This is a genomic window from Pseudomonas aestiva (assembly GCF_039908605.1).
Classification (GTDB): Bacteria; Pseudomonadota; Gammaproteobacteria; order Pseudomonadales; family Pseudomonadaceae; genus Chryseomonas; species Chryseomonas aestiva.
Map to the genome: position 1 here is coordinate 4,847,102 of NZ_CP150916.1, position 15,131 is coordinate 4,862,232.

Here is a 15,131-nt window from a genome sequence, read left to right on the forward strand (position 1 = left end):
GCATATCCCCTGTGCCTGGAGACGACTGCCGCCATGCCCCATCGTAATGCCCGGTATCGCCCTACTTGCCTGGGGCCCTTGGTCCTGGGGCTAGCCTGCCTTCGCGCAGAGGCTGTGGACGTTGTGGCCTATACGGACCGCCACCATCCACTTACTCAGACTCAGGGTGCCCGTGTCGTTCTGCTCGACGAGGCCTCGTGGCTGCAAGAAGCGCTTTCTCGAGACCTACCACCCGACCTTGCGACTGCTGAACAACGGGTTCGCCATCGCCTGGAACAGACGCCGGTCCTCACCCTGCAACTGACCCATGCCTACCAAGATCTCCTACAGGCCTGGCATCTGGGGCTTACCCACCTACCGGCGGTAGTGGTTGATCACCGCTACGTCGTCTATGGCGATACGAACGTGGCCCGGGCCGTGGCACGCATCGAACGCCAGCTGGGCCGCCGGCCATGAAGCGCTCTGCTCGCCTGCGTCCTTTGCTGCTGGCCGGCACCCTTGCCAGCACGACCGCGGCTTTGGCGCTGGATACCCCGGCGATCGTAGCTTCGGTGGCCTCACCCGACTGCCTGCAGTACCGCGTTGTCGGCATCTGTTACTGGCTTTACTGCACCTTAAGCGGCTGTAGCGTCCGCACCTCGCTCAAGGTCAGGCATTACGTTCCGGACGCCGTCGTTGCCAGCTATTCGAACACCGGTGAAAACCCGTGGCAGGCCCTGCGTGCACTGAGTCCGGCGACTGCCATGGCACGCTCAGGCGGCGCAGGAACCAGCGCCGAGGTGCATGAAAACAACCTTGCCCTATTCAAGAATGCGGATGTGATCGGTCATCCCGGCGCTGCCGCCCTGGGTCAGTATGCCGGCCAGTTTGGCTACACCTGCGGTGGCGCCGGGACACCGTTCAAACCCTATTTGCTCAGCACCCTCGATACCCTGGCCTGGCGATATGGCATACCCGAGCGCGCCTATCCTGAAGCGGTGTCACCCGGCCTACGGGAGATTGGCACCCGCGCGCAAGCCAACCTCTGGAGCACCGTCTATCCCCGGACCGGCTTTGTGCATCAAGCCGATGACTACAAGGGCGCTGCCGTCATTGCCCAGCGCGCAGGCGATATCGTCACACGCGAGGGACAGCCCCACGTCTACCAGCCGCTGCGGGCGCAGCCGCAACCGGGTTACTGGCCCGCCGGCCCGCTCAAAGAGGGCGATGCCCAAACCGGTAGGTGGCAGCCCTTGGCGCCTCGGCTTTCGTCCACCTGCGTGGTGTTCCCACATGACCAAGCAGGGCCACAGGCCATGCAGGGCGACTACGCCTGGGCGTTGTGGCGCCCCTATGCCTGCTGTGAGCGCCAGGGCCAGGTGCTACTGGGCAGCCAGGACTTTATGTAGCGATCTCAGCAGGTATCTCCATGACCCCTCCTCATCGAATGGGCCTCTGGCGGACCCTGCACCTCGCCGCAGGCATGCTGCTGCTCACCAGCAGTGGCGCGCAATCACTCCGCCTGGACAGCACAGGCATCAACCTTAGCGGTCCGGTCTTCAGTGACGAGGTGTTCTACAGCATTGGCGGCGGCCGGGCGGTGTCCATGAGCCCGGCGGGCAACATGGAGAGCTTGGGTGTGGGCGTTGGCTGGAACAGCAACCTGGTCTGTGGCGACATGAGCCTGTCGACCACGGTGCAAAATCAGCTCAATGGCGTCACCAACGGCTTTCACAGCCTGATGAACAACGTCATCCAGAACGCCACCAGTGCAGTGGCCTCACTGCCCGCGCTCATCATCCAACGGGCAGATCCTGCCCTGTATAACCTCCTCACCAACGGCATCCTGCAGGCGCGCCTGGACTTTGATCGCTCCAAGGCCAGTTGCCGCGCCCTGGCCGGTCGCATGGCAGATCTCGCAGGCGGAAGCGCCGGATGGGATCAGCTAGCCGAAGGCATGGCGCTCAAGCAAACCCTTGCCAGTCGCGACGGAGTGTCCGCGATCGAGCAGGCTGAAACGCGCGGGGGTCAGCAGGGCGTGCCGTGGGTGGCCGGCGCGCCAGCAGGAGGACGTGATCAGCCCCCAATTCGCCTGATCAGCGATGTGACCCGGGCAGGCTACAACCTGCTCAACGGGCGAAGTGCTCAAGAGACCACCGACCTGGACCCCGCGCAGTGCCACGACCGGTTGATCTGTCAGGTCTGGCCGTCGCCCCACGCCGCGACAGCCTGGGCCAATCGAGTCTTAGGAGAGCGCGAACTTAGAACCTGTACGCAGTGCACCAAGACCCAAACCACACCCGGCGTAGGCCTGACGCCGCTGATCCAGGAGGAGTACGACAAGGTCCTGCGCGCGCTGCGCGACCTCGTGGCAGGCACCACGCCCACCACCTCCGAGCAGCTTGCCGCTGCGGGTAGCCGCGCATTGCCCGTCACCCGAGGTGTCATCGAGGCCTTACGCGATGAGCCGGACCGAGATGTACTAAGCGAGCGTCTTGCCTCCGAGGTGGCCTTGTCACGCGTCGTGGAGCAAGCGCTGTTGCTCCAGCGGTTGCTGCTGACCGGTCTCAAGGAGCCCAACGTCGCCGCAAATGAGATCGCCACGCGCACCCTTCGTACCGAGCAGGAAACCCTGACCCAGGAGGTCGGTAACCTGAAGACCGAGCTGGAGCTGCGCAGGACGCTGACGACCAATGCGGCGTCGCGTGTGGTCGATCGCCAACGCGAACGCGCCGCTCGCTCAAGCGGCATCTTCCAGGGTGATGCCGCGCCCCGCCGCCTGGATGTGATTCAGGCCCCTCAGGAGGATGCGCCATGAGGCAACTTATTTGGCGTGCGGTCCGCAAACAATGCCTGCTGCGTCGCTCACTGGCCGCGCTGGTGCTCCTGGTGGTGCTCCTCCTGGCACCGCAATTCGGCCAACCCTCCCTAGACCGACTACAGGCCTGGACCGCTTGGCTGGAGGCGCACGCGATGCTCTTGTTGCTGTGGCGGCTGTGCCTATATGGCCTCACGGCGTGGGGCTGGTATGGGCTGCACCAACGGGTACGCGCCCGCGAAGGGTCATCACGCGGCGTGGTACGTCTGTACCTGCTGGAAGGCCTAGCCCTGTCGACACTGGTGGTTGCGGAATGGCGCCTTTGGGCCCACGCCGTGTAGTGAGGACACCCTGTCATGACGCTCTACACCACGGATTACCTTGAGTACTACCTCACCCTGGTCGGCTGGCTTATCCATAACGGCATCTGGAATCTCTTGCTGGCCAGCGGTCTCTTTGCGCTGCCCTTTCTGCTGATCGTGGTCCAGGAATGGCTACACGCTCGTACCGTCAGTGCGGATGAAAGCCAGCAGAGCCTACTGTCCAGCCGGCGCATCGAAAGCCGCATGCTCCTGGCGATCGGCATCATCGCCTTTGCAGCGATTCCCATGATCCCGGTATCGCTGAACACCCTTCAGTTTGATACGACCCGATCCCGCCAATGCCAAGTCGATGTTGCGGCCCCTGCCAAGACCGGCTGGGCCCTGAGCTATACCCAGCTCAATGGACAGCAGGCCCTGATACCGGTCTGGTGGTTCTTTGTGCACGCGCTGTCAAAGGCTGTGACCGGTGCGGCCATCGCGGCCATTCCCTGCGGCACGGACTTGCGACAGATCCGTATGGAGCTCGATGCCACACGCATTGCCGATCCACTGCTCGCACAGGAAGTAGCCGACTTCACCCGTGAGTGCTACGGCCCTTCGCGCGCCCGGCTGTTCATGCAGCGCCCTGGCCTGGCTGCGGATCAGCGTTATGACGTCACCTGGATCGGCTCGCGCTATTTTCTCAACTCACCCGGCTTTTATGACATTGACCGGGCGCGTACTCCACGCGCCGCCTGGCCTTACGAAGCGACGCGTGATGCAGGCCTGGCACCGGGTCCCAACGGCGCAGGCTATCCAACCTGTCGCCAATGGTGGTCCGATCCAGGACGGGGGCTGCGCGAGCGATTGCTGACCCAGGTTGATGCCGGCCTGCTGAACCGTCTGGCACAGTGGGCAGGCTTTGTCTCCCGGCAGACCGTAGACGATGCGGTCATACGCGCTGTTGTCGCGCCGCGCCAGCAGAAGCTCAATCAGGGTCAGGTCTATACCGACTATGGCGGCCAGGTGGATATGTCGCTGCCTAACATGGCCGCCCGTTTGGCCGGAGACACGGGATTGGCCTTGGGATCCCTGGGGTTCTTTCCAGCCATGGACGTCGTGCGTCAGGCACTGCCGATGGTGCTGTCACTGCTGAAGATGGCGCTGGTGATTGGCCTTCCCTTGCTGCTGGTCATAGGCACCTACGACCTCAAGACCACGATGACGCTCAGCACCGTGCAGTTCGCGCTCTTCTTCGTGGAGTTCTGGTTTCAGCTAGCCCGTTGGCTCGACAGCACCATCCTGGATGCTCTCTATGGTTGGGGCTTTGGCGCCGGACGTCCCCATCGAAATTTCGATCCACTGATTGGCCTGAACAACGCCTTCGGTGACCTGTTGCTGAATTTCGTCATGGCCACGATGTTCATCGCCTTTCCAACGTTCTGGATAACGGCTCTGACCTGGGCAGGCCTACGGGCCGGTGCGGCCCTTCAGGCGCTGGCAACGGCCACTCAAGACGCACGAGGCGCAGGCGGCAAGGGAACCCAAGCGCTGCGACAAGGGATGCAGTAAAGGCTTATTCCTGAACCACCAGGCACAACCCGTGAACCAGCACATACGCTTTTTCCATCAGGTGATGCGATTAGCCACCAGAGACCTCAGCCTGCTCAGACGTTGGCTCAATAGTCGCACCGACGCCTCTCCACCGCCTGATCCAGGCCCTATGACAGAGTCGGCTCAACGCCTGTGTCACCCCCTGCCGGGAGACGTCTTGTTGGCACGGCCTACGCGCACTGTCCTGGTAGAACAGATCTGGCAACGCACCGCGGTCTCGCGCGAGCAATTCGCACAGCTGTACCTCGCCCCCCTGCAGCGGTACGCCCATTTGGTTCAGGACTTTCCCGCTTCACAGGACGGGCACTACCGGTACGCCGGAGGTATGCTCGATCAGGCGCTTCACCGCGTCATCTGCGCACTTCGCCTGCGCCAGGCCTGTCTGTTACCTGCCGGCGCGCCACCCGAGGAGCAGGCCGAGCAAGCCGAAGCCTGGACTGCCGCAGTGGCCTATGCCGTGCTGTTGCAGGATCTGGGTAAGCTGGTCGTTGACCTCCGCGTAGAACACGATGACGGAACGCCATGGCGACCCTGGCAAGGCCCGCTGCAGCGCCCCTATCGCGTTCACTATCCAGCTGAGCGGCCCTATCGCTTACAGGCTGCGGCCACCGCACTGCTCCACGTCCACGTGCTGGACCCAGATTTGCTCGCCTGGCTCTCAAGCTACGATGTGCTCTGGACGCAGATGCTGTACATCATTAGCGGCCAGGAAGCGCACGCAGACATCCTGGGGGATCTCGCCTTTCAGGCCGCTCAAGCCGTGGCAGATCAAGCCTCCTGTTGAGCGTGCGTAAGGGGCTCTAAGCTAAGTCGCAGCCTGAATAGCGCAAGCGTATAGGCCATTTCAACGCTACCTGCCAGGTTCCACGTGAAACGTTTAAGGCCTGGGCTAGGCCAAACGACGGGCGTCGCGTCGGATCATCTGTGGCGGCACGCCGAAGCCGCGCATGAACAATCCGCGCAGATGGCGGTGATTGCGAAAGCCGGTCTCCCGCGCCACCGTTTCCAGCGAATGACGGGGCTGCTCAATCATCAAACGTGCCGTCTCCAGACGCAGCCCCTCGACGGCCTTTGCGGGTGACTACCTCGTCTCGGCGATAAGCACCCAACTAAATTGCCGCGGACTCAGGTGAGGCACCTCAGCAGCTCCTCAACACTCAGGGGGCGACCTAGGTGCTGCCGGGCGTATGCGAGCGCGATCTGAATCCGATCCGATTTGGGCATCAGGGTCAGCAGTTCTAAATGCTAAGTCTGGCCGCCAGAGCGGAATTTCTGCATGACCAGCCGATGCGCCACCTCCATATCCAAGTCCTTTTCCACTATGCCTAGGGCCAGGTCCAGGCCGGCGGTGGTCCACACGGGGCCGTCAAAGATGAAGATGCGGTCCTCCTCGACACGGATCTATGGATAGCGCTCCTGCATGGCCCGTGCGAAGGACCAATAGGTGGTAGCCCGGCGCCGGTGGAGCAGACCGGCCGCGACCAGCGCAAAGCCACCGGTACAGATCCCCGCTGTGCGGCGCGCCTGGGCGCCGGCCAAGCGGACGAAATCCAGCAGTGTGAGCGACGGCTCGATGGCCAGGGCTTAGGTCTCCACCAGCAACTGCTGGCGACAGCCGCGCCATGCCACTGGACGCTTTCGTCTCCTAGACCTTGGACAAGCTTGTCGCTGCCGAGACCCAGGTGCTAGTGGATCGTGTGCTGCCGCTGCGGGCCAATCCCGGCCCGCAGGAGCATGCGCTGATCAACCAGTTCAACCAGGCGCTGGCCGACAACCCCATCCCCGTTGCCTGACCAAGGCTGCCGGCCGCCTCCCGCGGTCGGCAGGTATCAGTGGTCGACGTGCATGTCACTCCAGCAGTGATAAGTAGGCATCAATGGTCTTTTCGTTTATTTCGAATATTGTACGTTTCGTTTATTTCGACTATAACCGCTAGTGGCGTATGAGACGCCAGAAATGTGCGTTGCCTTTGGGAGATACATCATGACCACCGCCGATCTTGCTCGAACCATTCTCCCGGATGAAAAAGCAATCGCTACGGCTACTGAATCAAGCCGTCAGATCGCTGCTTTCGTTTCAACGACGCTGGATACTCAGCGTATTGAACTGGTTGATGAGGCCCAGCAACGCCAGGTTGTTGAACTACCTACGCTCGCGCTTAAGTTGCTCAGAGACATACTCAGCGAATTGGCCTTAGGCAACACCGTGAAGGTAGTGCCGATTCATGCAGAGCTGACGACCCAAGAATGCGCCGACATGCTTAATGTCTCGCGCCCTCATCTCGTTAAGCTGCTGGACGAAGGCCAGATTCCACACACCAAAACCGGTAGCCATCGACGTATTAGGTTCACCGACCTCATGGTCTACAAAGCTGACCGTGATAGGGCGAGTCAGGACGCTATGGAAGAACTGGCTGCGCAAGCCCAAGCGCTTAAGATGGGGTATTGATGAGATATTCACCGTTTACCGTCATCTACGATGCCTGTGTTCTGTATCCCGCACCTCTGCGCGACTTGCTGATGCAACTGGCCCTGACTGGAGCGTATCGAGCGCGATGGTCCGACCAGATCCATGATGATTGGACGAGAAACGTGCTGAAAACCGTCCCGACCTGACAAGCGCGCAGCTCGATCGCACTGTCGAACTCATGAACCGGGCGGTTCCTGACTGTCTTGTGAAGGACTATGAGCCTTTGGTGAAAGGGCTCGACCTGCCAGACGAAGACGACCGGCATGTCTTGGCTGCTGCCATCAAATGCGGTGCTTCGGTCATCGTCACCTACAACCTCAGGGACTTTCCTACTGAGTTCCTCAAGTGCTATGAGATCGAGGCGTTGCATCCCGACGTCTTCCTGTCCGACATCTGGGACTTGGATCAAGCAGCTGTGCTTGAAGCGGCCCGAAGACAGCGTGCTTCTTTGAAGAACCCTATTCATACGCCCCGCGAGTTCCTTGACACGCTGCTTAAGCAACAGCTCCCCGAGTTCGTTAAGCATCTCTCCAACTTCGAGTCATTGATCTGACCCTGCCAGGGCCAGAGCTCTAGGCCGGTAGGTACGGGCCAGGTCCATCTGCTGCGCGGCGGACGCCTGAGCTTCGAAACCGCACGGGGCGAGCGGCGGGACTTGGTCGAGCCCAGCCTCATGCTGCTGATTCGCCCGCGTGCGTATCAGCGCTTGCAGCAGCGCTGCCCCCTGGCGCTGATCGCCGACGAGGTCAGCTATGAAAGTCCCTCAGCCCTGGCCCGCGCCTTTCGCCGCATCACCGGCGCGAGCCCGACCGAATGGCAGCGGGAACGGGCCTAAGCCTTGCCGGCAGCCGCGCCATCCCGCCACTCCACCACCAGATCCGCCCGTGCCCGGTCACCATCGATCAGTCGCGCATTGGGCTCATCGGTACTTTCGACCCAGGCTTCGGCGTCCGCACGGCTGCGGCCGAAGTGCATGTGGCGGGCGACCAGCCGCTCGCGACGCTCTTCAGGATCAACCCGGACGTACCAGCACTCATCGAATACCCCGGCCACATCGCCCCAGGGCGCCTGGGTCAGCAGCAGGTAGTTGCCCTCGCTGATCACCAGCTGGGTCTCGGCGTGAACCGGAATGGCATTGGCGATGGGCTCTTCGATCTCGCGATTAAACAACGGCGCATAGACGGTCTCGCCGGCCACCGGCGTCTTCAGCCGCTGCAGCAGGGCGCGATAGCCGCGCGCATCGAAGGTGTCCGGCGCCCCCTTGCGCTGGGCGCGGCCCAGACAGGCCAGCTCGCGATTGGCCAGGTGATAGCCGTCCATGGGCACCACCACGGCGCGCTCGCCGAGCGCGGCCGCCAGCAGCTCTGCCACGGTCGACTTGCCCGCGCCCGGAGTACCGGCGATGCCCAGCAGGCGGCGTCCACCCTGGGCCAGCAGCGCCTCGGCGCGGGTGAGGAGTTCGGCAGGGAGTTGCAGGCCATCGACCGGACGCTGACTGCTCATACCGACACCCCCGGCAGCGCAAGGATGGAAACGGCAGGCAGGCACGGGAGAGCGGTCATGGCGGATGTTCCGGCAGTGGGGATCGCGGCACGCTAGCACCCACCGCCGCAGCCGTCGACTCGGCGCCGACACCGTCGGAAAGCCATCACAGTCTGCAGCCCTGCGAGCGGATTACCGCCGCCCCCCTCGGCATCCACCCGGCGCTCTCGTACACTCCGCTTCCTATCGGCCGCGCGCCGCCGTGTGCCTCATACAAAGGGATTTGGTCACCATGAAGAAACTGCTACTTACCACCCTCGCCGGTGTGGCCCTAATCGCCGTCGGTACCGCCGTAGGCGGCGCCTGGTATACCGGTACTCGGCTAGAGGGCGAGTTGCGCCAGGCCGCGAGCCAGGCTCAGGTAGCCCTGCAGACTCAGTTGCCAGGGTACCCCGTGCAGCTTCAGCTGGTTGAGCTGCAACGCGGTGTATTCAGCAGCACAGCTACCTTCAGCCTGACCCTACAGGCCGAGGATCGGCCGCCCGTGGAGGTGCTGCGGATTCAAGACGACATCCAGCACGGTCCCTTCCCCCTGACCCGCCTCAAATCCCTGCAGCTGGCGCCGGTCATGGCGGTCAACCGCTTCACCCTGGCGCGTACGCCACTCACCGCCGATCTCTTCACCCTGGCCAAGGGCGCCGAGCCCGTGCGGCTCGACGCCACCCTGGGCTACGACCGCGCGGTGGACGGCGGTCTCGCCCTGGCCGCCCTGCACGTGGACCAGCCCCAGGGCGCGGTGGCTTTCTCCGGCCTGAATGCCACCTTCAGTACCGACATGGAAGCCAGTCGGCTGCGCCTGGACGGCACCGTCGGGCAATTCAGCCTCAATGTGCGCACGCCGGATGGCTGGGCCAAGCTGGAGACCGAGGGTTTCGGACTGACCGGCGACAACCGTCGTAATGCCGATGGCTTCTGGCTCGGCCCGGGTCAGCTGCGTCTCGGCCGCCTGCTGCTGGCCATGCCCGGCAAGCCTGCGGTCGAGCTGCGGGATCTGCAGATCCAGGGCGACACCCAGCAAAAAGGCCAGCAACTGGCGGGCACGCTTAACGCCAGCCTCGGCCGGCTCGATATCGCCGGCCAGACCCTGGGTAAGGCGACCTTGAGCAGTCACTACACCAATCTCGACAGCCCGGCGCTGGCCCAGCTCAACACCCTACTGCAGCACCTGCAGCTGGATACCGAGCAAGGCCTCGATCCCACCACCCAGGCGACCCTGCAGCAGCATCTCGGCGATGTGCTCGCCGCGCGCCCCCAGCTGGTGGTGGATGACCTGCGTTTCGATACCCCCAGCGGCAGCAACCACCTGCGCCTGGACCTAACCCTGGCCAAGCCGGCGACCTACGATCTGCCGCCCGAGCAACTCGCGGCCCAGATGCTGGCCGGTCTCGATGCGCGCCTGTCGGTGGCGCGGGGCAGCCTGGTGGATGGCGTCCTGTTCCAGACAGGCGCCCAGCGCACCCAGCCGGCCATGCAGCAGCAGGCCCAGGCCACCGCCGAAGCCCTGGCCGGCATCGGCCTGAACAGCGGCCTGCTGAAGGCCGACGGTGAGGATCTGGTGGCTACCCTGAACTACAGCGCCGGGCGGCTGATGCTCAACGGCCAGGAAGTCCCGCCAGAACAGCTGCTGGCCTTGCTGGAGCGCCCGCAACCCGCCGCACCCGCCAAACCGCAGAACAAGGCGCCGAAGCGCTAGCGGATGCTCGAAACGTTAGGCTTCGACGATAAGGCCTGCTCAACCTAACCTACGGCGAAATCCAGTAGGTAGGTTGAGCCGTGCCAAGCCCAATGCCCCAACCGCCCTACTTCAACTCTAACCCGCCACTGGCCTTGTTCAGCTCGCGTAGGTGCTTGCCGAGCAGATCCAGATTGGCTTCGGTCAGGTCCAGGCCATCGCGGGCCTCTGGCGAAAGCAGCTGGCGGACCTCGTTATTGAGGGTATCCCTGAGGCTGCGCAGGTGTGCCTGGCGCTTCTGGCTCTCGGCGGTCAGTTGCTCCCACTCCCCCGGTTGCGGCAGGCCGTAACCGTCGGTGCCGAGCAGCTCGGCCGGCCTGCTCAGATAGCCGCTGTCCTTGAGAATCTGCTCTAGGGCGCCGCCGGCTTTGCCGAAGCGCGCCTTGTCCACCGCGTCCTGCCCCAGGTAGCGATCCTTGAGCTCGGTCTGCGCCTGCAGCAGCGCCCGGCGATAGGCCGCCTGCTCCAAGAGCAGCAAGGCGGCGCTGGCGCGCAGGTCGGCGCGCTGGAATTGCTCGCGGCGCTGCTGCGGAGTGAGCGCCAGCCAGGCCTCGACATCCGCCTGGGGCAGCTTCAGACGCTCACGAGCCACCTTGAACATGGCCTGGAAGCGCTCGCGGAAGCTGTCGAAGCGATAGCCCAGCCGCAAGGCCTCGCGCGGATCGTCCAGCACCGAGGTGTCCACCAGGTCCTTGAACCTCAGCGCATCCATCAAGCCTGTAGGCGTGATGACATCGAGCTGGGCATCGGCCAGGCGCGGTACCCCGTCGTGCAGGAGCTTGAAGGTTTCCACCGCGCAGTTGTTGGTCACGAAGTAGTACTGGCCGTCATAGCTCCAGTGCACTTGGGCGGTCCGCTCGAGGAAGTCGGCGATTTCCGGACGGGTCAGCTTGAGCGGCACGGATTGCAGGCCGCGCAGCTCTACCTTGGTGTACTCGTCCACCACCTGGGCCAGCGGCAGCACAAACAGCCGCGACGGATAGGAGCCGGTCAGGCCACGCCAGCTGGAAAGCTGGACGTCGTTGACGAAGGCGCGGAACGACAGTACCAGATGGTATTGCAGATCCAGCCGGCAATCCGGGCCGCGCGGCCGGCCCGGGGCGCAGACCACCAGGCGCAGCATGCTGTGCCCCCAGCGGCTCATGACCTGTTCGTTGCCCTCGGCCAGCAGGTAGTCGACCGCATAGACGCGCTCCGGATCGAGCCAGCCCAGAGGCGCCTCGCCGAAGTCGTTGCCGGCGTTGAGATAGGGATAGCGCCCCGGGCAGGCGTCGTGCGCAGGCGACCAGCCAAAGTGCTCGGCGAAGTAACGCTGCAGCGCTGGCCGCCGGCAGGCGTAGCTGGGGTCGAGCAGGAAATACTCCATGTTCACCGCCACGAATTCCTTCGGGTTGGTGACTTCATAGAGATCGGGACTGCGGGCGATGAAGAGATTCTTCGACTCGCGATTGCCATGTTTGCGAGTCTTCACCTGCCAGCCGGCCAGGTCCAGCAGCCGTGGATCGTCGGACAGGGTGTAGCTGCGCCCGGCCTGGCCCTGGCATTTCACCGGCAACTGGTCGGAGGTCAGCCCCAGGCCGCCGCAGGAGAGGATCAGCTGGCGCTGCTCGGGCGTCCAGACGCGCTCGCGGTCATAGAAGTGGGTCAGCTCGTGCAGCACCGTGGCCAGCAGTTCGCGGTGCTGGGTGCCATGGGGCCGACCGGTCTGGATGCGAGTATCGCTGCCGTCCACCAAACTGGGCAGCAGGCGGCGATTGAGCAGAAGATTGCGCCGATCCGCCTCGCCATAGGCTTCTTCCAGCAGCTCGCTGCTCCAACGCACCGGGATGCGCTCATCGAGCGCCGCCTTGAATTTGGGTGGCAACAAAGCCTGGGCTTCAGCCAGCAGTTGCTGGGTTGCCTGGATCTGCGCGGGCGTCAAGCCCTGGGTATCGAGTTCGAGGTGCAGGGCGGCCTGAGCCCCGCCGAGGGCCAGGCCGGCCGCGAGGCCAGCCAGCCACTGCCGCAGCCGGCCGGCGCGGTTCCTCACAGTGCCAGAATGGCCTGGGCCAGCTGCAGGTCGTTGGCCTGGCGCGCGGCCGGGAACTGGTCGCGCAGGCTGCGGAAGGCTTCTTCCAGCTGGACGCCACGGATGTCACCATCGCTGGCGACAAAGCTGGCGGCGTCGCCACGCGCGGCCTGGATCATCTTGGCGTCACGGATGGAGGTGGTGGTATCGGAGGTGAAGTCGATGCTGCGCTGCAGCGCCCGCACCACGATGTTACTGGTGGCCACCAGGGTCTGTGCCTGAGCCAGGCTCGAAACGCCCAGGGTCAGGGCAGCGGCGATAAGCAGGGAACGGCGCATGGATACTCCAGGGATGTCACGGAATTGAAACGGACTACTGACTCAGAATCGCCTCGGCGAGTTCCCGGTCGGAGGCCTGCAGCGCCGGATCGGCTGCGCGCAGGGCGCGAAGCGTTTCCTCCAGCTGGGCACCGCGCAGGGCGCCGTCGGTGGCGATGAAGGCTGCGGCATCGTCACGCGCCGCCAGGACCAGCTTGTTCTGGAACGGCGCCGTGGTGATCTGGCTGGTGCCGTAGATGGTCTTCACCAGACCCTCGGTGGTGGAGTCGAACGCCAGGACCGGCGTGGCGAGACAGAGACCGAGCAACAGCGCGGCAGAACGACGGATATACATGGATGGCGACCCTCCGATGGCAGGTGGTCGCCAAGGCTAACGCAGCCCCCCGCTCCGGGCTAGCAGGCACGGAGTACGGGGGGTATCGCGGTGTTGCGCGTCAGATGGCGAGAATCGCCTGGGCCAACTGGTCGTCACTGGCCTGACGCAGTTCGGGCGCCTGGCTGCGCAAGTGGTCCAGCGCCGCCTCCAGGCGTACGCCGCGGATGTCGCCGGCGCTGCCGACGAAAGTAGCCGCATCGTCACGGGCTTCCTGTACCAGCTTGTCGTTCTTGAAGGAGCCGGTGATGGACGAGGTGGTGTCCGAGGTCGCATCGATGGCGTTGACGATGATGTCGGTGGTGACATAGAAGCTCGACGCCGAGGCGGCGGTGGACAGGCAGAACAGCGCCGCGGCGGCGCCCAGGTGCAGGGTTTTCATGGGGGACTCCCGTCTGGATAGGCCTGACTGAGACTACCGTCAGCCCGAGGAAGTCGCATCCTGGCGCAGATTTTCACTCTCGCCAGAAGGGTTTGCCGCCTTCCCGCTGCTGATCCGCGAGATTCAGTCCCAGATCACCCAGGGCGCGGCCGTCCAGCTGCTGCAGTTGCCGCCGGCCCTGGGCCCGCACGCGCCAGCGGAGGAGCAGCGCGAATAACGCGCGGCAGTCGCGCCGAGGGGAGACGAAGCGGGTAATGGAAGTGTCGGGCGAGAGGCGATCCATGGCGATATCCAGCGAAGCGGTGGAGGAACCTCAGCTTCGCCGCTGACGCAGGAACAGACCACTTACAGCTGTAAAACACTGTATCCGTACAAATCATTCAGCTATATATCTGTACCTGTCGATCCTGCCTGAATCGCGCTGATCCAGCTCACTGCGCTGGTCAGACGAGCCGTGGCTGTATCCGCTTTCCGCGGCGTATGCCTGATCTGCCTGAGTCGCTACAATCGAGGCTTTCAGCGCCCATCCTCGAGAGGCAACGCCATGAGCTTCAAAGTTTTCGTCGACGGCCAGGAAGGCACCACTGGCCTGCGTCTGCTGGACTACCTGACCGGTCGTTCGGACGTCGAACTGCTGCGCATCGACGAGAGCAAGCGCAAGGACCCGGCCGAACGCGCGCGTTTCCTCAATGCCGCTGATGTGGCCTTTCTCTGCCTGCCCGATGCTGCCTCTCGCGAAGCAGTAAGCCTGGTAACCAATCCCAACACCTGCATCATCGACGCCAGCACCGCCTTCCGCACCGACAGCAGCTGGACCTACGGCCTGCCGGAACTGGCGCCCGGTCAGCGCGAAGCGCTGCGCGCCAGCAAGCGCATCGCCAATCCCGGCTGCCACGCCACCGGCTTTATCCTGCTGGCCCGGCCACTGGTAGACGCGGGCCTACTGGCCCCGGACACCCCGCTGTCGGCCTTTTCCCTGACCGGCTACAGCGGTGGCGGCAAGCAGATGATCGCCGCCTACGAAGCCGGCGGCGACGCCCGCCTGCTGAGTCCGCGTCCCTATGCCATGGGCCAGGGCCACAAGCACCTGCCGGAAATGCGTGTGCAAAGCGGCCTGGTCGCTGCGCCGGTGTTCAGCCCCATCGTCGGCCCCTTCCTCAAGGGCCTGGCCGTCACTATCCCTCTGCACGCCAGCCACCTGCGTCCGGGCACCACCGTGGCCGACCTGCAGGCGGTGCTGGCCCGTCACTATGATGGCGAAGCCTTCATTCGCGTGGCGTCGGTAGCGGCCGAGGAGGAGCTGGACAATGGGTTCTTCGACGTCCAGGCCAGCAACGACACCAACCGCGCCGATCTCTTCGTCTATGGCAATGCCGAGCGGATGACGCTAGTGGCGCGCCTGGACAACCTGGGCAAGGGCGCGGCGGGCGCAGCCGTTCAATGCATGAACGTGCACCTGGGTGTCGACGAGGGTCTGGGACTCGCCAGCGGCCGCTAGTCAGGGCGCCGGCTTTCTTCCCGGGCAGGGCGAACCTTTCTCAAGGCGCCCCGTCTGAATTGCTGAACGGTTCGGA

The 15,131-nt window shown here is 64.0% G+C and carries 15 protein-coding genes and 3 pseudogenes; 11 read left to right on the plus strand and 7 right to left on the minus strand.

Going from position 1 to position 15,131, the window contains the following annotated elements; all coding sequences use genetic code 11:
* The first annotated feature begins 33 nt into the window (after positions 1-33).
* The 5 genes from AABM56_RS22445 to AABM56_RS22465 all read left to right on the plus strand — a co-directional run bounded on the left by AABM56_RS22445 (position 34) and on the right by AABM56_RS22465 (position 5,497).
* On the plus strand, positions 34-456 hold the full coding sequence (locus AABM56_RS22445) for a TIGR03757 family integrating conjugative element protein (protein WP_133860118.1): 423 nt from the start codon (positions 34-36) through the stop codon (positions 454-456).
* A complete protein-coding gene (locus AABM56_RS22450; RefSeq protein WP_133860119.1) occupies positions 453-1,388 on the plus strand; it encodes a TIGR03756 family integrating conjugative element protein in 936 nt (311 codons plus the stop codon). Before AABM56_RS22445 ends, AABM56_RS22450 begins: the two co-directional genes overlap by 4 nt.
* A gap of 74 nt (positions 1,389-1,462) precedes the next feature.
* Positions 1,463-2,797: an integrating conjugative element protein gene (locus tag AABM56_RS22455; protein ID WP_347884138.1), complete on the plus strand. Its 1,335-nt coding sequence runs from the start codon at positions 1,463-1,465 to the stop codon at positions 2,795-2,797.
* 356 nt (positions 2,798-3,153) lie between these two features.
* Positions 3,154-4,671 carry a conjugal transfer protein TraG N-terminal domain-containing protein gene (locus AABM56_RS22460; RefSeq protein WP_347883754.1) on the plus strand — a complete coding sequence of 506 codons (1,518 nt, stop codon included), beginning with the start codon at positions 3,154-3,156 and terminating at the stop codon, positions 4,669-4,671.
* A 151-nt stretch (positions 4,672-4,822) separates the two neighbouring features.
* The gene (locus AABM56_RS22465) at positions 4,823-5,497 is read left to right on the plus strand and encodes a TraI domain-containing protein (RefSeq protein ID WP_133860587.1); all 675 of its coding nucleotides are present in this window, start codon (positions 4,823-4,825) and stop codon (positions 5,495-5,497) included.
* Positions 5,498-5,602: 105 nt separating this feature from the next.
* Here AABM56_RS22465 and AABM56_RS22470 read toward each other — a convergent pair.
* Positions 5,603-6,237 (minus strand): annotated as a pseudogene (locus AABM56_RS22470) (GlxA family transcriptional regulator); the annotation flags it as partial.
* Between the two features lie 128 nt (positions 6,238-6,365).
* Between AABM56_RS22470 and AABM56_RS22475 the strand changes: the two are divergent.
* The 4 genes and pseudogenes from AABM56_RS22475 to AABM56_RS22490 form a co-directional block, all read left to right on the plus strand.
* Positions 6,366-6,506, plus strand: coding sequence for a hypothetical protein (locus AABM56_RS22475; protein ID WP_263258588.1), 141 nt, complete (start codon positions 6,366-6,368; stop codon positions 6,504-6,506).
* Positions 6,507-6,696: 190 nt separating this feature from the next.
* The gene (locus AABM56_RS22480) at positions 6,697-7,161 is read left to right on the plus strand and encodes a helix-turn-helix domain-containing protein (RefSeq protein ID WP_133860122.1); all 465 of its coding nucleotides are present in this window, start codon (positions 6,697-6,699) and stop codon (positions 7,159-7,161) included.
* Positions 7,161-7,735: pseudogene (locus AABM56_RS22485) on the plus strand (PIN domain-containing protein). The gene AABM56_RS22480 and the pseudogene AABM56_RS22485 overlap by 1 nt, the downstream one beginning before the upstream one ends.
* Positions 7,736-7,876: 141 nt before the next feature.
* Positions 7,877-8,017, plus strand: a pseudogene (locus AABM56_RS22490) (AraC family transcriptional regulator); the annotation flags it as partial.
* Here the strand turns inward: AABM56_RS22490 and AABM56_RS22495 are convergent.
* Positions 8,014-8,685, minus strand: coding sequence for a nucleoside/nucleotide kinase family protein (locus AABM56_RS22495; RefSeq protein ID WP_347883755.1), 672 nt, complete (start codon positions 8,683-8,685; stop codon positions 8,014-8,016). The pseudogene AABM56_RS22490 and the gene AABM56_RS22495 overlap by 4 nt on opposite strands.
* 271 nt (positions 8,686-8,956) lie before the next feature.
* On the opposite strand from AABM56_RS22495, the gene AABM56_RS22500 reads away from it, so the two are divergent.
* Positions 8,957-10,417 (plus strand): YdgA family protein, encoded by a 1,461-nt coding sequence (locus AABM56_RS22500; RefSeq protein WP_347883756.1) that lies wholly within the window; start codon positions 8,957-8,959, stop codon positions 10,415-10,417.
* Positions 10,418-10,523: 106 nt separating this feature from the next.
* Here AABM56_RS22500 and AABM56_RS22505 read toward each other — a convergent pair whose 3' ends face one another.
* The 5 genes from AABM56_RS22505 to AABM56_RS22525 all read right to left on the minus strand — a co-directional run bounded on the left by AABM56_RS22505 (position 10,524) and on the right by AABM56_RS22525 (position 13,840).
* Positions 10,524-12,464 (minus strand): DUF4105 domain-containing protein, encoded by a 1,941-nt coding sequence (locus AABM56_RS22505; RefSeq protein ID WP_263258656.1) that lies wholly within the window; start codon positions 12,462-12,464, stop codon positions 10,524-10,526.
* Positions 12,465-12,481: 17 nt separating this feature from the next.
* A complete protein-coding gene (locus tag AABM56_RS22510) occupies positions 12,482-12,802 on the minus strand; it encodes a DUF2388 domain-containing protein (protein ID WP_133860126.1) in 321 nt (106 codons plus the stop codon).
* Positions 12,803-12,836: 34 nt separating this feature from the next.
* Complete coding sequence (locus AABM56_RS22515) at positions 12,837-13,136, minus strand: DUF2388 domain-containing protein (RefSeq protein ID WP_133860127.1); 300 nt, start codon at positions 13,134-13,136, stop codon at positions 12,837-12,839.
* A gap of 100 nt (positions 13,137-13,236) precedes the next feature.
* Positions 13,237-13,557 (minus strand): DUF2388 domain-containing protein, encoded by a 321-nt coding sequence (locus tag AABM56_RS22520; protein WP_133860128.1) that lies wholly within the window; start codon positions 13,555-13,557, stop codon positions 13,237-13,239.
* 73 nt (positions 13,558-13,630) lie between these two features.
* Complete coding sequence (locus tag AABM56_RS22525) at positions 13,631-13,840, minus strand: DUF1127 domain-containing protein (protein ID WP_263258586.1); 210 nt, start codon at positions 13,838-13,840, stop codon at positions 13,631-13,633.
* Between the two features lie 261 nt (positions 13,841-14,101).
* Here AABM56_RS22525 and argC point away from each other — a divergent pair, with 261 nt between their 5' ends.
* Positions 14,102-15,055, plus strand: coding sequence for an N-acetyl-gamma-glutamyl-phosphate reductase (gene argC / locus AABM56_RS22530; RefSeq protein ID WP_133860129.1), 954 nt, complete (start codon positions 14,102-14,104; stop codon positions 15,053-15,055).
* Positions 15,056-15,131: the final 76 nt, after the last annotated feature.